The sequence below is a fragment of the Streptomyces sp. NPDC002265 genome (genome assembly GCF_040296125.1).
Lineage (GTDB): Bacteria > Actinomycetota > Actinomycetes > Streptomycetales > Streptomycetaceae > Streptomyces.
This window is the reverse complement of the sequence record NZ_JBEOWS010000140.1, coordinates 1-22,927: the sequence shown is the minus strand read 5'-3', so window position 1 is coordinate 22,927 and position 22,927 is coordinate 1. Positions and strand designations below refer to the sequence as shown.

General features: G+C 69.3%; 21 protein-coding genes and 3 pseudogenes. 14 read left to right on the top strand and 10 right to left on the bottom strand.

The genetic code is table 11. From position 1 onward, the window contains the following. From ABT085_RS23845 to ABT085_RS23810, 8 genes are all read left to right on the top strand, one after another. Positions 1 to 740 (top strand): SDR family NAD(P)-dependent oxidoreductase (locus tag ABT085_RS23845; RefSeq protein WP_351611368.1); only part of this gene is annotated, 740 nt, incomplete at its 5' end. Between the two features lie 92 nt (positions 741 to 832). Next, a complete protein-coding gene (locus tag ABT085_RS23840; protein WP_351611365.1) occupies positions 833 to 1,759 on the top strand; it encodes an SDR family NAD(P)-dependent oxidoreductase in 927 nt (308 codons plus the stop codon). Between the two features lie 62 nt (positions 1,760 to 1,821). Then, entirely contained in the window at positions 1,822 to 2,499 is a 678-nt protein-coding gene (locus tag ABT085_RS23835) for an NAD(P)H-binding protein (RefSeq protein ID WP_351611356.1), read from the top strand. A gap of 118 nt (positions 2,500 to 2,617) precedes the next feature. Further along, positions 2,618 to 3,634: an alpha/beta hydrolase gene (locus ABT085_RS23830; protein ID WP_351611353.1), complete on the top strand. Its 1,017-nt coding sequence runs from the start codon at positions 2,618 to 2,620 to the stop codon at positions 3,632 to 3,634. A 61-nt stretch (positions 3,635 to 3,695) separates the two neighbouring features. After that, on the top strand, positions 3,696 to 4,811 hold the full coding sequence (locus ABT085_RS23825) for an MBL fold metallo-hydrolase (RefSeq protein ID WP_351611350.1): 1,116 nt from the start codon (positions 3,696 to 3,698) through the stop codon (positions 4,809 to 4,811). A 394-nt stretch (positions 4,812 to 5,205) separates the two neighbouring features. Next, positions 5,206 to 5,808, top strand: a complete 603-nt coding sequence (locus tag ABT085_RS23820) for a flavodoxin family protein (RefSeq protein WP_351611347.1) — start codon at positions 5,206 to 5,208, stop codon at positions 5,806 to 5,808. A 96-nt stretch (positions 5,809 to 5,904) separates the two neighbouring features. Next, positions 5,905 to 6,243, top strand: coding sequence for a MoaF-related domain-containing protein (locus ABT085_RS23815; RefSeq protein ID WP_351611345.1), 339 nt, complete (start codon positions 5,905 to 5,907; stop codon positions 6,241 to 6,243). 136 nt (positions 6,244 to 6,379) lie between these two features. Continuing rightward, positions 6,380 to 7,339 (top strand): helix-turn-helix transcriptional regulator, encoded by a 960-nt coding sequence (locus tag ABT085_RS23810; RefSeq protein ID WP_351611340.1) that lies wholly within the window; start codon positions 6,380 to 6,382, stop codon positions 7,337 to 7,339. A gap of 583 nt (positions 7,340 to 7,922) precedes the next feature. On the opposite strand, the gene ABT085_RS23805 is transcribed toward ABT085_RS23810, so the two are convergent. After that, positions 7,923 to 8,861 carry an aldo/keto reductase gene (locus ABT085_RS23805; RefSeq protein WP_351611337.1) on the bottom strand — a complete coding sequence of 313 codons (939 nt, stop codon included), beginning with the start codon at positions 8,859 to 8,861 and terminating at the stop codon, positions 7,923 to 7,925. Positions 8,862 to 8,965: 104 nt separating this feature from the next. Between ABT085_RS23805 and ABT085_RS23800 the strand changes: the two genes are divergently transcribed. Then, entirely contained in the window at positions 8,966 to 9,580 is a 615-nt protein-coding gene (locus ABT085_RS23800) for a TetR/AcrR family transcriptional regulator (protein WP_351611334.1), read from the top strand. 121 nt (positions 9,581 to 9,701) lie between these two features. Here the strand turns inward: ABT085_RS23800 and ABT085_RS23795 are convergent, their stop codons facing one another. From ABT085_RS23795 to ABT085_RS23765, 7 genes and pseudogenes are all read right to left on the bottom strand, one after another. Then, positions 9,702 to 10,469, bottom strand: coding sequence for an SDR family NAD(P)-dependent oxidoreductase (locus tag ABT085_RS23795; protein WP_351611332.1), 768 nt, complete (start codon positions 10,467 to 10,469; stop codon positions 9,702 to 9,704). 30 nt (positions 10,470 to 10,499) lie between these two features. Beyond that, complete coding sequence (locus ABT085_RS23790) at positions 10,500 to 10,979, bottom strand: MFS transporter (RefSeq protein WP_351611374.1); 480 nt, start codon at positions 10,977 to 10,979, stop codon at positions 10,500 to 10,502. A gap of 100 nt (positions 10,980 to 11,079) precedes the next feature. Next, a pseudogene (locus ABT085_RS23785) lies at positions 11,080 to 11,682 on the bottom strand (MFS transporter); the annotation flags it as partial. A gap of 116 nt (positions 11,683 to 11,798) precedes the next feature. Next, entirely contained in the window at positions 11,799 to 12,359 is a 561-nt protein-coding gene (locus ABT085_RS23780; RefSeq protein ID WP_351611330.1) for a cyclophilin-like fold protein, read from the bottom strand. Further along, a pseudogene (locus ABT085_RS23775) lies at positions 12,356 to 13,020 on the bottom strand (SDR family NAD(P)-dependent oxidoreductase). Before ABT085_RS23775 ends, ABT085_RS23780 begins: the two are co-directional and overlap by 4 nt. Positions 13,021 to 13,037: 17 nt before the next feature. Next, the gene (locus tag ABT085_RS23770) at positions 13,038 to 13,448 is read right to left on the bottom strand and encodes a (R)-mandelonitrile lyase (protein ID WP_351611327.1); all 411 of its coding nucleotides are present in this window, start codon (positions 13,446 to 13,448) and stop codon (positions 13,038 to 13,040) included. Between the two features lie 44 nt (positions 13,449 to 13,492). Then, positions 13,493 to 14,509: a zinc-dependent alcohol dehydrogenase family protein gene (locus tag ABT085_RS23765; protein WP_351611324.1), complete on the bottom strand. Its 1,017-nt coding sequence runs from the start codon at positions 14,507 to 14,509 to the stop codon at positions 13,493 to 13,495. 211 nt (positions 14,510 to 14,720) lie between these two features. On the opposite strand from ABT085_RS23765, the gene ABT085_RS23760 reads away from it, so the two are divergent. Together ABT085_RS23760 and ABT085_RS23755 are read left to right on the top strand one after the other, a co-directional pair. Then, the gene (locus ABT085_RS23760) at positions 14,721 to 15,608 is read left to right on the top strand and encodes a helix-turn-helix transcriptional regulator (protein WP_351611321.1); all 888 of its coding nucleotides are present in this window, start codon (positions 14,721 to 14,723) and stop codon (positions 15,606 to 15,608) included. A 133-nt stretch (positions 15,609 to 15,741) separates the two neighbouring features. Continuing rightward, positions 15,742 to 16,006: pseudogene (locus ABT085_RS23755) on the top strand (Lrp/AsnC ligand binding domain-containing protein); the annotation flags it as partial. A gap of 288 nt (positions 16,007 to 16,294) precedes the next feature. Here the strand turns inward: ABT085_RS23755 and ABT085_RS23750 are convergent. Further along, entirely contained in the window at positions 16,295 to 16,477 is a 183-nt protein-coding gene (locus ABT085_RS23750) for a YaaC family protein (protein ID WP_502982791.1), read from the bottom strand. Positions 16,478 to 17,024: 547 nt separating this feature from the next. On the opposite strand from ABT085_RS23750, the gene ABT085_RS23745 reads away from it, so the two are divergent. From ABT085_RS23745 to ABT085_RS46740, 3 genes are all read left to right on the top strand, one after another. Continuing rightward, positions 17,025 to 18,662 carry a transposase gene (locus ABT085_RS23745; protein WP_351611318.1) on the top strand — a complete coding sequence of 546 codons (1,638 nt, stop codon included), beginning with the start codon at positions 17,025 to 17,027 and terminating at the stop codon, positions 18,660 to 18,662. A 298-nt stretch (positions 18,663 to 18,960) separates the two neighbouring features. Next, positions 18,961 to 20,031, top strand: coding sequence for a calcium-binding protein (locus ABT085_RS23740; protein WP_351611316.1), 1,071 nt, complete (start codon positions 18,961 to 18,963; stop codon positions 20,029 to 20,031). A 60-nt stretch (positions 20,032 to 20,091) separates the two neighbouring features. Continuing rightward, entirely contained in the window at positions 20,092 to 20,496 is a 405-nt protein-coding gene (locus ABT085_RS46740; RefSeq protein WP_502982790.1) for a hypothetical protein, read from the top strand. Between the two features lie 715 nt (positions 20,497 to 21,211). On the opposite strand, the gene ABT085_RS23730 is transcribed toward ABT085_RS46740, so the two are convergent. Then, positions 21,212 to 22,573 carry a vanadium-dependent haloperoxidase gene (locus ABT085_RS23730; protein WP_351611314.1) on the bottom strand — a complete coding sequence of 454 codons (1,362 nt, stop codon included), beginning with the start codon at positions 22,571 to 22,573 and terminating at the stop codon, positions 21,212 to 21,214. Positions 22,574 to 22,927 lie beyond the last annotated feature (354 nt).

The following is a 22,927-nucleotide window of genomic DNA, read 5'->3' as shown; positions in this document are numbered from 1 at the left end:
GCGACCTTGTCACCGCGACCGCCCGCACCATCGGCACCCTCGACGACCTGGCGGCGAAGTACGGCGACGCCGTGCTGCCGCTGGCCCTCGACGTCACTGATCGGACCGCAGTGCAGGGGGCCGTGTCCGCCGCGCACGAGAGGTTCGGGCGGCTCGACATAGTGGTCAACAACGCCGGCTACGGCCAGTTCGGCGCGGTCGAGGAGGTCAGCGAGCAGCAGATGCGCGACCAGTTCGAGACCAATGTGTTCGGCGTCTTCCACGTCACGCAGGCCGTGCTGCCGATCCTGCGCGCACAGGGATCCGGCCACATCGTCCAGGTCTCCAGCGTCGGCGGTGTCACCGCCTTCCCCCACACCGGCGTCTACCACGCCTCGAAGTGGGCCCTCGAGGGCCTGTCCGAGTCCCTCGCGGCCGAGGTCGCGGGCTTCGGCATCAAGGTCACCCTGGTCGAGCCCGGCGGCTACGCCACCGACTGGGGCGGTTCCTCCGCCGTGCACGCCGAGCCGAACCCCGTCTACCAGGCGCTTCGCGATGCGCTGGCCGAGCAGCTCGCCGGTACCGAGTACGGCAGCCCCGAGGCCGCCGGCCAGGCGCTGCTGCAGATCGTCGACGCCGAGAACCCGCCGCTGCGCGTGCTCTTCGGCAGCCACATGGTCGACCACGTGAAGAACGTCTACGGCCAGCGCCTCGCATCGTGGGCCGAGTGGGCTCCCGTCTCCCAGGCCGCCCAGGGCTGACCGCGTTCCACCGCCCAGCGCCTCGCGCCGGCCTGGACGCGAGCCCGCGCACCTCCTGCACCAGTCGTCACCCCGCACAGAAAGGCACGATCATGGCCCGCAAGACTGCCGCCCGGTGGACCGAGAATGACGTCCCGTCCCGGGAAGGCCGCACCGCCGTCGTCACCGGCGCCAACAGCGGCCTGGGCCTGCAGACCGCGCGGGTGCTGGCCGCGCGGGGCGCACACGTGATCCTTGCCGTCCGCGACCTCGACAAGGGCCGTCAGGCCGTCGCCGGGATCGCCGACCGCGTGCCCGGCGCCCGGCTCAGCCTGCAGCGCCTGGACCTGGCGTCCCTGGAATCGGTGCGGACGGCGGCCGCTGAGCTGCGCGCCGCACACCCGAAGATCGACCTGCTGATCAACAACGCCGGCGTGATGTACACCCCGCGGCAGAAGACGCAGGACGGCTTCGACATGCAGTTCGGCGTCAACCACCTCGGCCACTTCGCGCTCACCGGGCTCCTGCTCGGCACACTGCTGCCGGTCCCTGGCTCGCGGGTGGTGACCGTCAGCAGCTTCGGCCATCGCATTCAGGCCGACATCCACTTCGACGACCTGCAGTTCGACCGCTCCTACAACCGCGTCGCCGCCTACGGCCAGGCCAAGCTCGCCAACCTGATGTTCACCTACGAACTCCAGCGCCGTCTCGCCCCGCACGGCACCACCATCGCGGCGGCCGCGCATCCGGGCGCCGCTGCAACCGAACTCCAGCAGAACCTGCCCCGCCCGCTGCGCAAGGCGGCCGACCTGATGCTCCCCCTGGTCACCCAGGACGCCGCCATGGGCGCGCTGCCGACCCTGCGCGCGGCCACCGACCCGGACGTCACCGGAGGCCAGTACTACGGCCCCTCCGGCATGGGCGGAACCCGGGGCTATCCCAAGGCGGTCGCGTCCAGCGCCAAGTCCCACGACACGGCGATGCAGCAGCGGCTGTGGGCGGTTTCCGAGCAGCTCACCGACGTCACCTTCCCCGTCTGACCCCTGCCCCGTGCCCCCTGGCTAGGGGACTTGACGGAACAAGCCGATCGAACAGGAACAGCGTGCGCATCATCGTTTTCGGCGCCACCGGCATGGTGGGCCAGGGAGTACTGGAAGCCTGCCTGCGCGACAAGGGGGTCACCGAGGTTCTCGCCCTCGGCCGCACGCCCACCGGGCTCTCCCACCCCAAACTGCGCGAACTCCACCACGAGGACTTCACCGACTTCACCGCCGTCCAGGACCAGTTGGCCGGCCACGACGCCTGCTTCTACTGCCTGGGCACCTCCGCCGTCGGCATGAGTGAAGCCGACTACCGGGTCGTCTCCTCCGACTTCCCGCTCGCCGCCGCCCGCGCCCTGCTGACCGCCGCCCCCGATGCCGCTTTTTGCTACGTCACCGGCGCCGGCACCGACGGCACCGGCAAGACCCGCATGATGTGGGCCCGGGTCAAGGGGGAGACCGAGAACGCCCTGCTGGAGCTGAACCCCCGGGCCTACATGTTCCGCCCCGCGTTCATCGTCCCCCTGCCCGGAACGAAGGCGAAGACGAAGTCCTACGTCCTGCTCTACCGGGTCGTCACCCCGCTCTACCCGCTCCTACGACGCCTCATCCCGCGCTACGTCACCACCAGCCTGCAACTGGGCCAGGCCATGCTCCAGGCCACCCGTCACGGCTCCCGGCGCCGGGTGCTGGAGACGGCCGACATCAACGAACTTGCCGCCGCCCGCCCCACAGCCTGAACAGACTCAGCCCCCCACCCCGTCCCCACCGACTGCCCGCCCGACCTGTGCCGAAGCGCCGCCCCGGTCCTCCCATCCGGGAGACCGTCCGGGCCGGACCGAAACCGAAGGAGCCGCCATGAACACCACCCCCGTCCCCGACACCGCCACCCTCATCGGACCTCCTGTGCCGTTCGATCCCGAACTGGCCCCAGCCCTGGCCGCGATCAACGAGGTCCTGCCACCCGACGCGTTCGCCGACCCCGCCAACCTGACCCATCTGCGGGAAATGGGGGGCGGGGAACAGCCTCCCCAGGAGGCGTTCACCCGCGGCGGCGCCTTCGCCGTCGAGGAGCGCACGGTGCCGGGCCCCGAAGGCGCACCGGACATCTCCCTGCTGATCTGCCGCCCCACCAGGGTCACCGCCCCCACCCCGGTGATCTACCACACCCATGGCGGCGGCATGATCAGCGGCGACAGGCGGGGCAGCGTCCCCGAACTCCTGGGGCTGATCGACGATATGGGCATAGCCTTGGTGTCCGTGGAGTACCGGCTCGCCCCCGAGACCCCGCACCCTGGCCCCGTCGAAGACTGCTACGCCGGCCTTCTGTGGACCGCCGCCCACGCGGCCGAACTCGGCATCGACCCGGCCCAGATCATCGTCGCCGGGGCCAGCGCCGGCGGCGGCCTCGCGGCTGCACTCGCCCTGATGGCCCGCGACCGCAGCGGCCCCGCTCTGCTCGCGCAGCTGTTGATGTACCCGATGCTCGACGACCGCAACGACACCCCCTCCGCCCACCAGATGGCCGGACTCGGCGTCTGGGACCGGGCATCCAACCAGGCGGGCTGGGGCGCCCTGCTGGGCGAAGCACGCGGAACCGACTCCGTCTCGCCCTACGCCGCTCCCGCTCGCGCCACCGACCTGTCCGGCCTGCCGCCCGCCTTCCTGGACGTCGGCTCCGCCGAGACGTTCCGCGACGAGGTCGTCGCCTACGCCAGCCGCATCTGGCAGGCCGGAGGTCACGCCGAACTCCACGTGTGGCCCGGCGCCTTCCACGGCTTCGACCTGATGGCCCCTCATGCGGCCGTCTCGCAGGACGCCTTCGCGGCCCGCGGCCCGTGGCTGCGCAGGATCCTGTCCGCCGAAAACCGGTGAACGCCCCCGATCGCAACGGCCGAGCGGAACGGGTCAGCTCAACAAACGCAAGGACCGAGTGATGACAAAGCCGACGAAGCTGCAGATACGGGCAGCGGTGGCACTGGTCGGCACGGCCGCCCTCGCCCCAGTCGTCAGGGGCGTACGGCGCACCCGCGGCGCGCCCGTGGCAGGGGACCGGGCGGAACGGATACGCCGCTCTCCGCAGTACCGAGACGGTGCGTTCCGCAACCGGATACCCACCACCACACTGGAGCCCGGCACCACCCTGGACTCGACTCGCGCCTGGGCGACAGGGCGCCGCCAGCGCCGGCCCGCCGGCCCGGTTCCCGTCACCGCCCCGCCCACTGCCGAGAGGCTGCCCCCGGGTGGGCTGCACATCACCTGGCACGGCCACTCCTCCGCCCTGGTGGAGATCGAAGGGGCCCGGATCCTGACCGACCCCGTCTTCAGCGACCGCTGCTCACCCGCACCGCTCCCCGGCCCGCGCCGCCTGCACCCCAGCCCCCTCCCCGTGACGGAACTGCCGCCCCTGGATGCCGTCGTCATCTCGCACGACCACTACGACCACCTCGACGCGCCCACCGTGCGCGCACTCACCCGATCGCAGACCGCACCATTCGTGGTGCCGCTCGGCGTCGGCGCGCACCTGGAACGCTGGAACGTCCCCGCGGCCCGCATCGTGGAACTCGACTGGGACGAGAGCGTCACCGTGAACGGCGTACGGCTGACCGCGACCGAAGCCCGGCACTACTCCGGCCGCGGCCTCACCCGCGACAGGACCCTGTGGGCCTCCTGGGTGCTGGCCGGTGAGAACCGGCGCGTCTTCTACAGCGGCGACTCCGGCTACTTCCCCGGCTACGCCGAGATCGGATCCGCCTACGGGCCGTTCGATGTGACCCTCATGCAGATCGGCGCCTACGGCGATGCCTGGGCGGAGATCCACATGACGCCGGAACAGGCCCTCACGGCCCACCACGACGTCCGCGGTGACCTCCTCATCCCTCTGCACTGGGCCACCTTCGACCTTGCCCTGCACTCTTGGGCCGAGCCCGCCGACCGTATCCAGCACGCCGCCCGGACCTCCGGCACCCGACTGGCCGTCCCCCGTCCGGGCCAGCGCGTCGACGCCGACGCTCCACCCGAGGTGGACGGCTGGTGGCAACGCCTCGCATGAGGTCGGACCCAACCCGCAACGCCACCACGTGGGCGCCTCGCCGACCCAGCGCGCCACGATCAGCGGGCCGGGCCGCGGGTCCTGCTCCGGCATCGTTTTCGTCGAGCCCCGGCCCCTCCGGGTCCGCAGCACGCTGGCCGCCGGCGCCACGAGGCTCCTACCGGACCCGGAAGCGCCGGAGCTGGACGAGGACGACGGGGTGAGGCGTGAGAACGCTGAGCGGTGGCCACCGTGTCATGGGGGCTACTGGGCGGTGCAGCCGCTGTCGAGGGGCAGGGCGGCGCCCGTGACGGGGGACGGAATCATCCAGGGAGGTTTCTCTCCCTGGTCCGCTCAGGCCAAGTGGCGCAACGTGGTGGACCTGGCCCATCAGCCTCTTCCCCAGGAGCCCCCCATGCAGTCTTCTCCCCTCCGCCCGTCCGTAGCCGTGGCATTCCACTCCGGGTACGGGCACACCGCCGTTCTGGCAGAAGCCGTTGCCCGAGGTGCACGGTCGGCCAACGCCAACGTCGTCTCGATAGCGGTGGATGCCGTTACCGACGAACAATGGGCGGCGCTGGACGCCGCTGATGCGATCATCTTCGGCTCGCCGACCTACATGGGCACTGCATCGGCAGCCTTCCACGCCTTCGCTCAGGAAAGCACCAAGCGCTGGTTCGTCCAGGACTGGGCAGGCAAACTCGCGGCCGGCTTCACCAACTCCGGTGCGAAGGCCGGGGACAAGTCGTCCACTCTGGACTACTTCTTCACGATGGCTGCTCAACACGGCATGCACTGGATCAGCCTGGGCCTGAAGCCCGGCTGGGCCTCGACCACGGGCAGTGAGAACGATCTCAACCGGCTCGGCTACTTCGCGGGCGCCGCCGCCCAGAGCCCGACCGATGCCGGAGCCGAGGCCGTGCACAAGTCCGACATCGCGACCGCCGAGCATCTTGGCGCCCGCGTTGCCCGTGAAGCGGCTGTGTTCGCCGCCGGCCGCACCGTCATGGCCAGCTGACCTGCGAATGCCCCGGGGTGCGTGCACCACGCCTACAGAGCACCATCGAATCCGGCTTTTCATTCGGAATGCTTAATATGAAACGAGGTTGTACTCATGCAGACCAACGCAATCCTTCCCAGTGTCGGGCAGACCTGGCTGGCGGACCTGGGCCCCGACACCCCGCTCGGCCACTTCACGGTGGAGATCACCTTCGAGTCACCGACCACCATGAGCTTCCTCGTCACCGGGGGCGCCATCGAAGGCCGTAGCCAGACCATGGACTACACCGCGGTCAAGCTGCGCGATGGCCTGTTCGTGGTGCGCTGGACCGAGCCGGACTCCGGAGACATGGTCACGCACATCGAGGACTACACGGAGGGCACCTGCATGGCCAGCTCCGTCGTCGGTGGCAACTTCATCCAGCTCAACGGCGCCTGGACCCGGGTCCGCTGAGTCCACCGGCACCGCTCGCCTGCAGGAGGCCCGAAGGGCTACCGCAGGCGGGGCCGGTGAACGAAGGACGGACCTCTCCCCCGCGCGCCGTTCACTCCGGTGAATTGACCGCCGACGGCGATGCAGACTGGACATCATGAAGCGCGACCCCCACCGCTCCGACCTCGGCGAATTCCTCAAAGCACGCCGCGCGGAACTGAGCCCGGCCGACGTCGGCATGCCCGACGGCGGCCCTCGGCGCGTCCAAGGACTGCGCCGAGAGGAGGTCGCAGTGCTGGCCGCCATCAGCACCGACTACTACACCCGCCTGGAGCAGGGCCGCATCCAGGCGTCACCGTCGGTTCTCGCCTCGCTGGCCAGAGTTCTGCGCCTGGACGACGCGGAGCGCACTTACCTGCATGAACTGGCGGCCAGGAACGCCTACCGTCCTCCGCCTCCCGCTCCGCACCCCATCGTGAAGCCACAGGTGCAGCGTCTCCTCGACGACCTGGCGCACACACCCGCCTTCGCCATCGGACCACGCACCGAGATCGCCGCGTGGAACACCATGGGCGCAGCCCTGATCGCTGACTTCGGGAAGATCCCCGAGGAGCAGCGCTACTTCATCAGACTGCTGGTCACCGATCCGGCGATGCGTGAGTTGTACGTCGACTGGGAGTCGGTCACCCGCTTGTCGATCGCCCAGATGCGGATGCACAACGCGAGCCATCCGGACGATCCGAAGCTCACCGAACTGGTGGACCTGCTCTCCGAGCAGGACAGGGACTTCAGGCAGTGGTGGTCTGCCCACGACGTCGCGATCCGGGGTGCCGGGGAGAAGCACCTTCGCCATCCGGTTGTCGGAGACCTGTTCCTGGACTGGAACGCGATTACGTGGGCCGCCGATCCCGGCCTGCAGATCATCGTGTGGACCGCCGAGCCGGAAAGCGCCTCGCACGAGGGCCTGCGCCGGCTCGCGTCCTGGGCCGCCGACCGCACCTCCACCGGCAGTGCCACTGACGGAGGTCAGGCGGGCAGTCCTCAGCCAAGGGTTCCGACGGTGAATCCGGCCCGTCCCGCCCTCATGTCCGGTGACGGACGGCGCCCGCTTCGCTGAGGGAGAGGGGGGAGGCGGCACCGGCGCACGCGACGCCAGGCAGGTCCGCAGGCGCCTGAAGTCCTCGTGGAGGCGGACGGGGTCGGCCCACTGCACTGGGTCACTCTGGGCCGCATCCGCCGACTGCATCCTGCACTCGGCCCGGACGGCTGTCACTCGGCTGGCTGTCGCGCGACCGGGCCAGCCGCATCGCCGTCGGCGCTCCGCCCGAGACTGACCGCTGGTGCAACGCCTCATCTGAGAACCGGCGGACCCGACCTACAACGCCGAAGGCAGGTAACCGTGCCGAGCTGAGCGGCGCCTGCGAAGAGTGAAGCCGATCTTGCACACGACGCCACTGTGAAACGGAGGGGTAGCTCGGTCTTGCAGACGGGCTCAAGACCGGCCAGGAGAGAGCCACAACCGGGGGGAAGGCCGCAGTCCTCACCTTCATGCATCCCCCGGCGCTGCGTGATGTCCTGTGCAACGACCCTCCGCTCAACAGCCGCCGCCCAGCCGGCCCGGGGGCCCGCTCCGAGGCCGGATCGGGGCCTGCCGGGTCGGGCTTGCCAGCCGGTACCGGCTGGCCCAGTCGTAGGGGGATTCACATACCTCGTCCCCCGATGGCGCCATCGGGGGCGATCTCGTCGATGCGGATGAGGTCGTCGGCGGTCAGCTTGAGGTCGGCGGAGGCGATGTTCTGCGCCACCCGCTCGGGGTTGCGCGATCCGGGGATCGGGACGATGTAGTCCTTCTTCGCCAGCAGCCAGGCCAGGGCGAGCTGCGAGAGAGTGGCCCCCTTGCTCTCCGCGAGCGTGGTGAGCTCGCCGACGATGGAGAGGTTCTGGTCGAAGTTCTCCGGGGCCCACCAGGGAATCATCCGGCGGAAGTCGTGGGCGTCATAGTGCTCCCGGGATTTGACGGCGCCGCTGAGGAAGCCACGGGCGAGCGGGGAGTAGGCGACCAGCCCGACTCCGAGTTCCTCCAGGACGGGGAAGAACTGCTCGGAATCGTGGGCGAAGACCGAGTACTCGTGCTGCAGGACCGAGATCGGGTGCACCGCGTGGGCACGACGGATGGCGTCGGCGTCGGTGTTGGACAGGCCCAGGTACTTGACCTTGCCGGCGTCGACGTACTCCTTCATCACGCCCACCACGTCCTCGATCGGGACGCTCGGGTCGGGACCGTGCTGGTAGAGCACGTCGATCACGTCGACGTTCAGGTTGCGCAAGCTGTTGTCGACCACCTCCCGGATGTGCTCCGGCCTTGAGTTCGGAGCGAAGGTCGGGGTAAGTCCGAACTTGGTCGCGATCGTCACCTCGTCGCGGATCGGCCCGAGTGCGAGGCCGAGCAGCTTCTCGCCTTCTCCCCAGCCGTACATCTCCGCGGTGTCGAAATGGGTCACGCCGAGTTCGTGGGCGCGGCGGATCGCGCTGATCGACATGGTGTCGTCCGAGGGGCCGTAGCCGACGGCGGTGCCCATCGCGCCGTAGCCGATCTCGGAGACGGTAAGGCCCTGCCGGCCCAGAGTGCGCTGTCGCATGAGGTTCTTCTCCTGCTTCACTGTCGAACCGAACGTTTCGGTTCGATCGTACACGGGTCCATCGCGACACCGAACCGAACGTTTCGGTTAGGTAGGCTGGGCGCATGGCCACCCGCAACAGCACCGACGCCACCAGCGACCGCATCATTGCCGCAGCTACCGCTGAATTCGCCCGCTACGGCATCGCGGGAGCACGGGTCGAGCGGATAGCCAAGGAGGCACGAACCGGCAAGGAACGCGTGTATGCGTATTTCCGCAGCAAGGAAGCGCTCTACCGGTTCGTCGCCGGACGGGAACTAGCGGCCATGGCCGATGCCGTCCAGCTGGATCCCACCGACCTTCCCGGCTACGCCGGCCGCATGCATGATCACGCCACCCGCCATCCCGAACGCCACCGGCTGATGATGTGGGGCCAGCTGGAACTTCCGCCTGGACCGGCTCCCGCCGATGACCCGCTGCAGCAGGCCTTGCATCGCAAGATCGAATTGCTGCGCCAGGCACAGAATGCCGGTCACCTCGATCCCGCGTGGGCGCCGGAAGACATCCTCGTGTTCGTCAGCCAGCTGGCCCTGTCGTGGGCCGGCCAGAGCGACCTCACTCCCGCCGGCGAGGAACGCGATGCCTACCTGACGGCGCGACGGGCGGCCATCGTCGCCGCCGTCCAGCGCCTGTTCCCCGCCACCGCCAGCGATACAGTCCCGGCAGCCGCCGGCTCGTAGCACTTCGCCCAAAGCGAGATCATCAACCAAGCAGCTGCCTCCGCGACACCGTGAGCGCGAAGGACATGCGCGCCGCCGCGGCACCCGCCAGTTGCTGCTGGCAAGACGGCGGGCACCGGGGTTACTGGGCGGTGTAGCCGCCGTCGACGGGCAGGGCAACGCCGGTGACGTAGCTCGCGCCCGGGCTGCACAGCCACAGGACGGCTTGGGCGATCTCGTCGGCGGTACCGAGCCGGTCGATGGCCTGGCCGGCTTCGGCCTGGCTGCGGTCGAGTTCGCCACCGTCGACCATGGCGTCGACCATGGGGGTGGCGATGGTGCCGGGGCAGACGGCGTTGATGCGCACGCCGCGAGCACCGTATTCGAGGGCGGCGCTCCTGGTCAGGCCGATCACGCCGTGCTTGGTGGCGTGGTAGGCGGCACGGCCCGGGTTGCCCACGAGGCCGCCGAGCGAGGAGCAGTTGACGATCGCGCCACTGCCCTGGGCGCGCATGTAGCGCAATTCGTGCTTGATGCTCGCCCAGATGCCGCGCAGGTTGATCGCCTGGACGCGGTCGAACTGGTCGGCGCTCTCGTCGGCGGCGTCGGTGGGCGGGGGCATGATTCCGGCGTTGTTGTAGGCCATGTCGAGCCGTCCGAAGGTCTCCACGGTGCGGTCGACGGCGGCGGCGACCTGGTCCTCGTCGGCAACATCGCAGACCAGGGCAAGGGCCCGGTGGCCGGCGTCGGTGAGCTCCTTCGCCGCCTTGTTCACGGCGTCCTCGTCGATGTCGGCGAGACCGACGGCCGCGCCCGCTTCGGCGAAGGCCCGGGCTGTGGCCAGGCCCATGCCGGATGAGGCGCCGGTGATGAAGGCGACCTGGCCGTTGAAGTCGTAGGTGGGGTTCATGGGCTCTTCATCCTTTCGGCGGATGCGGTGTCAGCGCCCGGCAAGAACGGGTGCCTCCTCGTCATCCCGGGCACGGGTCGGGGCGGCGTGCTGGGCCAGGGTCCGGGTCCGGCGACGGGGGCCGCTGAGGGCGAGGGCGATGAGCGGCAGGAGGGTGAGGGCGGCAAAGACGGTGCCGACCAGGGCGGGTCCAGTCAGGCCGAGCGAGGAATCCAGGGCTTGGCCGGCCAGGGCGGAGCCGACGGCGATGCCGGTGTTGTAGGCGGAGGTGGTCAGCGCTGAGGTGAGGGTGGGGGCGTCGCCGGCGAAGCGGACGGCTAGGGACGTGACGACGGGGTTCACGCTGAACCCGGCCAGGGCCATGAGAAGGACCAGGGCCACGGCGGTGACGGGACGGGTCGACAACGGGATCATCAGGAGCAGGGCCAGGGCGGTGACTGCGGCTGCCGTGATGGTGGTGACCATCGGGCGGCGGTCGCCGAAACGGCCGCCGACGGCGGTGCCACCCAGAGCACCGAACCCGAAGACTGTCAGGACCCAGCGGGACGGCCCCAGCCGGAATGCCTGCGCGGTCGGTCAGCAGCGGGGTGATGTAGGTGTACGTGGCCAGGACCCCGCCCATGATCAGGACGGCGGCGGCCAGCGCCAGCCACAGTCGGCCCTGCCGCAGAGCGCGGAATTCGGCTCGTACCGAAACCTCGGCCCGCTGCTCCGTGGCGGGGATGAAGCGGCCGACGAACACGGCCGCGAGTCCCGCGAAAACGGCCAGTGCCCAGAAGGGGCCGCGCCAGCCGGTGTACTGGCCGACGAACGAGCCGATCGGCACGCCGATCACGTTGGCCAGAGTCAGGCCGCCCATCATGACGCCCACGGCCCGGGTGGCCCGCGGCGGACCCGCGGCGGCTGTGGCGATGACGAAACCGACGGCCCAGAACGCGCCGGTGGCCAGCGCGGTCACTGCGCGGGCCGCCAAGACGACGGTGAAGGAGGCGCTGAGCGCGGCGACGACGTGTCCGAGGGCGAAGACCGCAAGAGCCGAGACGAGGGTCAGGCGCCGGGGCAGGCGCAGCGTGGCCAGGGCCATGACCGGCCCGCCGACGATCATGCCGATCGCGAAGGTGGTGATCAGCAGGCCGGCGTGGGAAACGCCGACACCGAGGTCACCAGCGATCTCCGGGAGCAGTCCGGCGATGACGAACTCGGTGGTGCCCATCAAAAACGTGCCGGCGGCGAGCACCCAGACAACGAAGGGCAGCTTGCCCACTCGGGTGCTGGCTGCGGAAGGCATGAAGGTACTTCTCTTCCTCTGGGGATCCAGGTGGAACCCGGTCAGGGGGCGGCTTCGATGGTGATGCGCGTCGCGCCACCGAGCTGGGCGGCGCTGATGTCGAGGTGGCCGAGGACGAGCAGGTCGGCGGAGGGGGCGGGCCCGTTCTTGTAGAAGAGGGCCAGGTTGCCCCAGGGCGCGTAATACGCGACGTCGCCGACCTTGGCCGCGACCGGCTCGGGAGCGCGATCGGTGTCCAGCTTGCGGGGTAGGTCGGCGACTCGCTCCGTGCTGTGGAAGTCCTCCAGGTCCAGCGTGAGCGGGAGGAGCTCGGCGAAGTCGCGGGCCGGGGGGCTGTTGTTCAAGGTGGCCTCGACGGGGCGGCCGTCGAGGGTGACCCGGATGTCCATGGCGGTGCTCCTCTCGGTGGGGGATGGCGGGGTGGAGGTCGATGGCTTCTGCTGCCTCGGGGACGCAGGGGTGGAGGACGGGACGGTCGGGGTGGCTCCCTGCGTGCCGCTGGAGCATGCGGTCACGGTCAGCAGCAGGGCTGCTGCTGGAGCGGCGCGGACCAGACGATGGCGGACTGCGGAGTTCCTGGAAGGGATCCCCGGGGTCGTCATGCGGGCATGGGCTCGGCGTAGTGCCGGAAGGTGCCGCGCTCGCTGTGGAGGGTGTACAGGCGCTCAGCCAGGACCTTCGGGCTGGAGTGCTCGGCGTCCGGTCGGATCGCGCCGGGGACGATCAGCTGGGCGACGTGGATGTTCTCGTCGGCGAGGGCGTCGTGGAGCATGTGCGCGAAGGCGCTCTCGGCGGCGAAGGCGATCGAGGTGCCGGCCACCTTGGGATTCGGGCGGACGGCGCTGGCGCCGTTGACGAACAGCAGCGTGCCCCGACCCAACTCCCGCATCCCCGGCAGCACGGCGTTCACACAGGTCACCGGGCCTTTGACGGAGAAGGCCAGCGGGTCGTCCAGGTCGGCGGCACCTGTCTCCAGGACCGGCTTCATGAAGTCGGCCCGCGGAACCGGACTGAACTGGAGGACCTCGACGGGCCCCAGCGTGTCGGCGGCCTCGCGCAGGGCCGCAGTGAGGGAGACCGGGTCAAGGACGTCGGGGTGAACCCGCGGGCCTCGATGCCGTCCCGGGCCAGCTCGGCAACCAGTTCCTCCTGGTGCTGGGCACTGCGGGAGACGAGGGCGACGCGGTGGCCGGCGGCGCCGAAGCGGCGGGCCGCGGCCAGCCCCAGCCCGGGGCCGGCGCCGATGAGAGCGAAGGTGGTCACGGTGCTCCCTTTCGTGTTCAGTCGGTGGCCGGGGCGGCGGTGTACTCCTCGTCGGTGACGGGCTCCTGCCAGTGCACGACGGCATGGTCGTGGTCGCCCTCGTTGATGGCCAGGTGGACCATCAGCCGATTCGGGGTGGCGCCGTGCCAGTGCTCCTCATCGGCCTCGAACAGGACACGGTCGCCGGGCCGGATGACCTCAACCGGGCCGCCGCGTCGCTGGCACAGGCCAACGCCCTCGGTGACGAAGACGGTCTGGCCCAGCGGGTGGCGGTGCCAGTGGGTGCGGGCGCCGGGCATGAAGTGCACCAGGTTCGCAGTGACCCGGGACGGTGCCGGTGCGGCGGCGACGGCGTCGATGTAGACGTCGCCCGTGAACCAGTCGGCCGGTCCCTTCGCGGTGTCGATCGAGCTGCGGGTGATCTGCATGGTTGCTCCTTGTCAGGTGGAAGAGGCGTAAGGGATGCCTGGGGTCAGGGCGTGAGGAGGGTCTTGATGGCTCGGCGCTCGTCCATGGCCTTGTAGCCCTCGGCGACCTGGTCCAGGGGCAGGGTGAGGTCGAAGACCTGGCCCGGGTCGATCCCGCGGCTGAGAACGCGGTCGATGAGATCGGGCAGGTAGTGGCGGACGGGGGCGGGGCCGCCGCGCAGGCCCACATGGGAGAAGAACAGCTCCTGCCCGTCGATCGCGACCTCGTGCGGGACCCCGACGAAGCCGACGTTCCCGCCGGGCCTGGCCGTGTGGAGGGCCTGCCGCATGGCCTCTGCGGTGCCGACGCACTCCAGCACGCTGTCCGCGCCGATCCCGTCCGTCAGTTCCTTGATCCGGGCGACGCCCTCGTCACCGCGCTCGGCAACGATGCCGGTGGCACCGAACTGGCGAGCGAGCTTCTGGCGGCTCTCGTGCCGGGACATGGCGATGATCCGCTCCGCACCCATCTCCTTCGCGGCGATCACGGCGCACAGGCCGACCGCGCCGTCACCGACCACCACGGCGGTCGAACCGGGCTTGACCTCGGCCGCGTCCGCGGCCCACCAGCCGGTGCCCATGACGTCCGAGACCGCCAGCAGCCCCGGCCACAGGTTCTCGTCCGGCACGCCGTCGGTGGCGACCAGGGTGCCCTGGGCGTTGGGAATGCGTACGTACTCCGCCTGGCAGGTCGACATGAACTCACGGTGCAGACAGTTCGACTGGAACCCGTTGCGGCAGTTCGCGCAGGTGTTGTCCGAGGTCGCGAACGAGCCCACGACGAACTGGCCCGGCTTCACCGAGGTGACCCCGGAGCCGACCTCCTCCACGAACCCGACGTACTCATGCCCCATCGGATGCGGGTCGCCGATCGGCTCCGCGCCGCGGTAGGGCCACAGGTCCGAGCCGCACACACAGGTCACGGCTGTCCGAATGACCGCGTCGGTCGGCTGAAGGATCTTCGGGTCGTCCACGGTCTCGAACCGGACGTCACCGGGGGCGTGAATCACTGCGCCGCGCATGGGGGGTTCCTTAGGTTGTCGAGGCGGACGGCCACCGGATGACCGGGACCGTCGCTGAGTGCAGGTCCAGGTGCGCGCCCGCCGTGACGGGGCGGGCGGAAAGCACCACGTCATCCAGGTAACCCGCTCATCGCGTGGGTAGCGAGACACCATCAAGGGGTGTACCGCCAGTACATCCCTATGGCCGCGCGGGAGACGTACCGTCGACGGTGTGGACAACCAAGTAGAGGTCCGCGAGTTCCTCACCTCGCGACGAGCGAAGATCGCCCCCGAGCAGGCAGGCCTTCCCTCCGGCAGCCGTCGGCGTGTGCCTGGCCTGCGCCGCAGCGAGGTCGCCGCCCTCGCCGATGTGAGTGTGGAGTACTACGCCAAGCTGGAACGCGGCAACCTCGCCGGCGTCTCCCCGGCCGTCCTCGAAGCCGTCGCCCGCGCACTCCAGCTCGACGACGCCGAACGCGCCCACCTGCTCCACCTGGCCCAGACAGCCGACGGCTCCGACGCCCTCACCCGGCCCCGCCGCCGCTCCACCCGGCGGTGGAAGCCGCACCCGAGCCTGCAATGGACCCTGGACGCGGTCACCGAGGGACCGGCGTTCGTCCGTAACGGCCGTATGGATCTCCTGGCCACCAACAGGCTCGCCCGCGCCTTCTATGCGGACGTCTACGCAGACCCCCATAACCAGGAGAACCTCGCCCGCTTCACCTTCCTCAGCCCCGACGCCCGCCGCTTCTACCCCGACTGGGACCAGGCCGCCGACATCACCGTCGCCATCCTGCGCACCGAAGCCGGCCGCAACCCCCACGACAAAGACCTCCACGACCTCGTCGGCGAACTCTCCACCCGCAGTGACGCCTTCCGCACCCGCTGGGGCGCCCACAACGTCCGCCACCACGGCACCGGCTTCAAGCGCTACCACCACGCGACCGTGGGCGAACTCACCCTCGCCTACGAAGGGCTGGAGATGACCGCCGAACCCGGACTCACCCTCACCATCTACACCGCCGAACCCGCCTCCCCATCCGAAGAGGGCCTGCGCCTGCTCGCCTCCTGGGCCGCCACGCCCCAGACCCCTGCACCCGCACCGCACGCCAGTGACTGAGGATCCCCGACCGTAGTTGGCCGGATCACCGCGCCGATCCTGTCGGCAATCGATCGTTGACAACAGGCAGTCCACGCAGCCCATGAACCCGTCAATCCCGTCCGAGGCGGCCCGAAACCAACCGGATCCGATGGCGATTGTCTTCGCCACCATGTGCTGGGAGACCCTCGACACCGCCACCGCCTTCGAAGAGGCTGTGGCCGCCGTCCCCAAAACGTGCTGCAGGCACAACGCACGTTCGTCGAACCCGGTTACCTATTGCGAGTCGCGACCGCTGACCTGGCCCCGTTCCGGCAGCTCTACGACCAGCAACTTGCCTGCCTACCCGGAGTTCAACGCCTGACCTCCACCCAGTCATGAAGAACGTCATCGACGACCGGCCCCTACCCGGGAGCTAGCCATCAACAAGCTGCTGCGCTGAATCGCTCGATCCAGCGATGGCACCACAACTGTTGCACTCGCTACGGTGACTTTCACCGGCGTTGAGCTGCACAAACCCTTCCTGTAACGCTCGCGCCACACGTTCAACCCGAGAGAAGCCGCTCTGCCAGTGATGCATGACCCACGCACAGGAAGCCTGGGGACCCACCGTCCGCTTCACCAGCACCCGCCCGCACACCCCCTAGGGGTACGGGCGCGAGGCTCCGGGCAGAAGCCGGGGGCCACGCGCCGTGCGACTTCTGGGATCAGGTGCTCACCTCAACGATGCCATCCGTGATCAGGACGGGGAGGTGGTTGACGGTGCGTTCCAGGAGCCGTTCGATCGGGACCGCGTGCTGGCTGTCGTCGACGCTGATGAGCTTGCCCCAGGCTGCGGGCTCGTAGCGGGCCAGCATGGACAGGGTGTACAGGACGGCCCACCAGGCCATCAGGGTCGCCCAGGGACGCGGGTCGCTCTGGCGCCGAACTGACCGAGCTCGGTGGGCAGGGCCGCACCCGCGACGATCTCTTCTGGCGTCCAGTCGGTGACGTCCAGGAACAGGTCGTCCCGTTCAGCCTAGGTGCGCCCGGAACGCGGGCTCGGGCCAGGGGCATCGTGCTCATCGACCGTGCAGCAACTACTCATCGGCTGTGTCCGTTCCAGCGGATGCCGTCCCGCGAATACTTCGGGAGCCACGAGCGCCGGTTCGCTTGATCAGCGCTCCCCGGAATTGGTTCTGGATCACTTTTCGGATGCTGTTGGTGATCTTCACTCGGTGGAGTGAAGTCGTGTCGTGGTTGGCCTGTGGATCCGTGCGGTGTGCTGCGCTGGTCTGGGCGGGGTGGTTCGAGCGGTCGGAGGGGTGGCCGCGATGTCGATGGGTTCAGGTTCGGGGCGGACGATTCCGCCGTTGACGGTGCGGATGGCGCGGGCGAGCAATCCGCAGGGCACGGTGGCCATGTGGGTGCGTGACCGGTTGGACGAGCTGTTCACCGATGAAGTACTTCGCCGACTGGTATCCGGTTGACGGGCGGCGGGGGTTGTCGCCGGCTCGGCTGGCGATGGTGTCGGTGCTGCAGTACGCGGAGAACCTCACGGACCGGCAGGCCGCCGAGGCGGTCCGCTGCCGGCTGGACTGGAAGTACTGTCTGGGCGTTGAGCTGGACGATCCGGGCTTCGACCATTCCGTGCTCAGCGAGTTCCGGGACCGCATGGCCCAGGATGACCGGGCGGATCGACTGCTGGCTGTGATGGTCGACCACCTGGCATCCGCGGGCCTGGTCAAACGGCGTGGAGCGGTGCGCACGGATTCCACGCATGTGCTCGCTGCCGTTCGGAAGCTGAACCGCGCGGAGTTGGTCACCGCGACACTGCGGGCCGCTCTGGAACAGTGGGCGCTGGCGGATGAGCAGTGGCCGGCGTCATTGGTCACCGCGGACTGGGCGGACCGGTATGGGCGTCCGGCCATTTACCATCGGCTGCCCAAGGGCAAGGCGGCGCTGGAGGAGTACGCGCTGCAGGTCGGCGCGGACGGAACGCGACTGCTGTCGGCTGTTTTCAGCAATGAAGCCCCGCCGCGGCTGCGGGTGTTGCCGCAGGTGGACATTCTGCGGCGTGTGTGGGTGCAGCAGTACTGGTTCGACGGCTCGGGGCGGCAGCGGTGGCGGGGGCCGAAGTCCACCAAGGACCGGCTGAGCAGGCGCGATATGCCGCGCAGAGCCGCTTCGCGTCCCGGGGCCGCGGGAAGGCCGGACCCGCAGAGGGCCAGTGTCCCGTGGGCCAGCATGGAAATCGTCTCTCCCTATGACGCCGAGGCCCACTACAGCCAGAAGCTGACCGCGTCCGGGAAGAAGGAGTGGATCGGCTACCGCGATCACCAGAGCGAAACCTGTGGTGACGGTCCGCACGTGATCGTGCAGGTCACCACCCGGCCGGCGCCCGAGCAGGACATCGACGCCCTCGAACAGATCCACCAGGACCTGGTCCGACAGGGGTTCACGGACCTGGAACACTTCGTCGACGCCGGATACATCACTCCCGAATCCATCGACCGGGCCGCCCGCACCCACGGGGTGGTACTGACCGGCCCGGTTCGGGCCGACCCGAGGGCTCGTGAGCACCCCGGCTTCACCAAGGCCGACTTCACACCCGACTGGCAGGCCCGCACCCTCACCTGCCCCCGCGGAGTGACCAGCCATCCCTGGAAGGCCACGCGGGGAGACGGACATGAACGGCTGTCCGCACTGTTCCCCAAGCTGGCCTGCCGGGTCTGCGAAGCCCGACCGGAATGCACGGGCACCACCGAAGACCGCGCTCGGCACATCATCTTGTTACCCCAGCCCCTGCAGGAGATCCAGACACGGATCCGACGCGAGCAGGACACCCTCCAGTGGAGGCAGCACTATGCGATCCGGGCCGGCTGCGAAGCCACCGTCTCCGAAACCGTCCACGCCCACGGACTACGGCACTGTCGCTACCGAGGCATGGCCAAAACCCACGTCCAGCACATTCTCACCGCCGCAGGAACGAACATCATCCGACTGAGCGGACACTTCCCACCAAGCACCTCACCATCACGCCAGCCCCGTCCCTCGAGCCGATTCAAGCGACTCTGCCGCACCCTGACCGAGTGAAGATCACCAACAGCATCCTGAATATGAGACAGGGCCGTTGACCGTACAGACCCGCGTGGTGGGCTTCCCTCGCAACCACTGAGGCACGGCGGCACGGCCGGACGGCGGTATGCCGTTGAGCCAACCGACTACACCGCACGCTCGCGTCGTTACCCGCTGCGCCCGGCGGGGATCGATCTGCACGGATGTCCGTTCATGATCGAAAGGGAGCACGATGACAGAAAGTCGTCACCGAGCCAGGACGCGACTTCGACGCGTCGCCGCGAGCGGATGCGCCGGGGCGCTCACCCTGGGAGGCATGCTCGCCATCGGCGCGGCGGACGCCAGCGCGGCGCAGCCGACGTGCCTGGGCCGCCCGGCCACGATCGTCATCACCGCGCCCGACGTGACGACGTACGGGACCAGCGGTGCGGACGTGATCATCGGCACCTCGGGCCGGGACATCATCTACGGGCTCGGCGGAAACGACCGGATCTGCAGCCTCGGTGGCAACGACACGGTCAGCGGTGGTCTCGGCAACGACGAGATCGACGGCGGCACCGGGCACGACGTCCTGATCGGGGACTCCTATGTGCCGGACGGCAACGCCACAGGCTCTGGGAACGACGTCCTGATTGGTGGCGACGGCTTGGACCGCTTGATCGGAGACAGCTTCTCCGAGCGAGGCGGAATTGCCACAGGTGGCGGAAACGATCACCTGGAGGGTGGTGCCGACCGCGACGAGCTGGTCGGCGACAGCTGCGCTCCCGGCGGTGCGTCCGGCGGTGGACGCGACCAGCTGGACGGCGGCGACGGTGACGACGACATGGTCGGCGACTCCCGGGCCCCTGCCGGTAATGCCCAGGGGGCCGGTGACGACGTGCTCCTCGGCGGTGCCGGCCCCAACGACTTCCTGATCGGCGACAGCGACGCCGGCGGGAACGTCGAGGGCAACGGGGGTGACGACACCCTGAACGGGGGTGCCGACGGCGGCGTCCAGATCGGCGACCACAACGTCCGCAACGAGTTCGGCGGCTACGCCACCGGCTCCGGCCGCGACCACATCATCGGCGGCAGCGGCGTAGATGTCCTGGTCGGTGACAGCTCCGTCGTGGACGCCAACCTTTCCTCCGCGAGCAACGACCAGATCGAGGGCGGCGGCGGCGACGACCGCATCTTCGGCGACAACGTCAACTACTTCGCCACGGCCACTGTCGGCTCGGCCGGCGGCCGCGACGACCTCCGCGGCGACGACGGTGCTGACACCCTCCGCGCGGGCCCCGGCAACGACACCCTCGACGGCGGCGACGGCGCCCCAGACGTCTGCGACGGCGAGTCAGGCACGGACAAGGCCACCCCGAACTGCGAGGCGACACCGAACGTCCCCTGACCGCATGACCGCACCGAAACCGCTGGCCCCCGGGACGCCTACTGACGCACCCCGGGGGCCATGTCCGTCCCTCGAAACACCAGATCTACGCGGTCCCACGCCCAGACGACGGTGACCGCCTACCAGACGTACGCCCCGTCCCCCAGCCTCCCGGCGGCCCGTGACCGCCGCTTCCCGGCTGCGTGGAAGCACGAGCGGATGACGTGGACGAGAACTGGCACCACTCTGGGAGACCTTGGCCGCGCCGGTCGCCACAGTGAAGCCGTCCCACCGCTGAGCGCCGACCACGCGACCGCCGTCGCCACCATCCGCCTCGGCCCGCGCGCGCTGCGCGAAAGCGCCCTGGGCGACACCGCCGACCACGAGGACCGGGTGGCCGTCCTCCGGGCCCTCTTTGACCACCGCAACCAGGCAGGCAGCGTGCCCGGCACGGTCTCCGACCTGCTGACCGAGCTCGGCGTCTGAATCGCCGAACAGGGCGCTGAGGACTCACCGAGGACATCGACGAGGCCGCCGCGTACGTCCAAGACCACGTCGGCCGGCGCTTGGAGCGGGCCCGCGCGGCCCTGACCGCACTGGAGGCATTGTGAGCGTCACCGGCCACGAGGACGGCCTGCCTGCCAAGTTCGAAGACTGGTCCGACCGTCTCCATTTGTCCGGGTTGCGGGCACGGCCGCTTCCACCAGGCTCCCGAGCTCGACGCCCGCATCGGGACCCCCGCCGAGGACGACATCCGCTTCCACGGCAAGCGACTGACCGTCCACGCCGTCGACGGCACCACGTACGCGGTGCCGTGGCCACCTGCTCCATGAACCAGCGCACGGTCTCGTAGGGGATGACATGCTCGTCAAGGCTGTGGATGCGGACGGTCGGTTCCAGATTCGGGTCCTCGTCCGAGACAGCGCCACTAGGAAAGCAGCGCCGGGCAGGTGGGTCACCGCGGCGTTGGGGTTCTCGGCCACTGCGGCCGGCACAGGCACAGTCTCGCTCAGCTTCATGGCCCAGGCATCGTCGGACAAGGCGTAGTGGAACTGGACGACGTAGTGACGGCCTGTACGTCTCGCAGTTCCCATGGCATGTCCGCTGGCTGCCACAGCTGCGAGGTCCGCGTCGCGGCGATATCGATTGAAACCACAGCTCAGGGACCACAGGTCCCTCCACCAGCGGGCTCAAGCAGCGTTTACGGGACAACCACTTGCGCAGTGCCGTTGAAGTAACGCCGGGCGAGGTCCCAGGTGGATTCGCCGCACGCGCGTCCCGTCGCCCGCGCGTCGAGGTCACCCTGTTCGAAGTGGATGCCACCGTACCGGCGGGACATGCCGGCCTGGTCGGCGGCGTCGGTGAACGTCGCCCAGGTGAGAGTGATGTTCTGGGCCGGGACCAGCCCAGGTTCGACCTTCGACGAGCCAGCCGCGATCGTTACCGACGCACCGAACTTGTCGCTGCCGGTGGCCATGCGCAGGATCGTGGCGCCGGCGGCGCTGAAGTTGCTGTGTCCGGAGGAGTATTCGGCGAACGGCGGGGTCGGGAAGGTCGACCCCTGGTACGGCAGCCACGAGCCGCCGTCGATGCTCTTCGTGCCCTGGCCAGGCCCGCCCCAGGCGCGTACTTGCTGGCCGTGGAAGAGGTAGCGGATGGCAGTGATGGGGCGCACCGAGTCGAAGGCCCGCTTGTTGTCCCACGCGACGATGCTGGCATCGAGGAGGGCATTGTTGAGGGCGAAGAACATCTTGACGTCGGCCTCGAGCCCTGGCGCGCCCGGGCCGTGGTGGTCGCGGCGGGAGACGTACTCGGCGAACAGGTTCCAATGTCCGGGCGGCGTCTCCGAAGTTGGCCCGTCGGCCCAGTACTCCGCAGTGGACTTCTGTCTGTCGGTCAGGTCCGCGCTGATGCCGAGCAATGCCTGGGCCTGCTCGCGGTAAGAGGCCGGGTCGGTGGCGAAGCGCACGGGCCCGGTGGATGAGCGCAGGGCATCGCCGCTCTTCAACGAGAACGGCTTCACGTTCCCCCAGAACGGAGCGAGGAAGGACGGCGTGACAGTGGCTCCCGCGGCGTTGACAAAGCGCAGCGGCTGCCAGCGGTCGGGGTCGTGCACTGTCGCCGGGTTGAACGATCCACCTGGGGTCAGGTCCATCGCATCGTTGACCGGGTGGTAGCCGGTGTAGTCGGAGTAGGGTACGCCGGACCCGCCGGGCTCGTTACCGAGTTGGTTGGAGCCGTCTGCGTGTCGGAAATTCAGCACGGCCCGGCAGGCCACGTTGCCCACCCCGGCGGCTGAGTTGAGGTCCGTCGTGGCATCAGCCGAGTCGTAGCCGAGGCGGGCCATCAACGGATCGAAATCCGTGGTAGCGCGGCCAGGAAACAGGTCGACCGCGGCGCGGTAGGCGGCGAAACTGACTGCCTTGACTCTATTGGGCAACGTGCGCTGCCCCGGAGGGCGGCGCAGCGTTCCCCCGAGTCGAGTGCCGACAGCCCTGCTGTCGTAAGCGGCCCACGCGTCATACATACACGTGTGCACGACGGCCAGGGCCCGGGCCACCATGGGTGGTCCTAGCGCGGAGTTTTGTACCGCTTGCAGGGCGGCGGCATTCCATTGGAGCACGACATTGCCGGGCAGACCGGGACTCGCGCTCGCCGCTCGCCCGGGAAGCAACAAGCTCAACAAGACGAAAACGACTACAGGGAGGACGCTGGCGGAAGAGAATCTTTTCACAGTCAATTGACTTTCCTGGGAGCCCATTGCGCGGGTCGCCTCTCCTGATGACACGGCAGGCCGGTTTCGACGCTCTCCAACACACGATTGTGAACCGCACCGGGTTGTCCGGAGACTCTAGGTTGTGGCTGTGACCAGGCGTTTCGTGGCCGTCAGGTAGTAGTTGACTTCGTATTCGGCGGG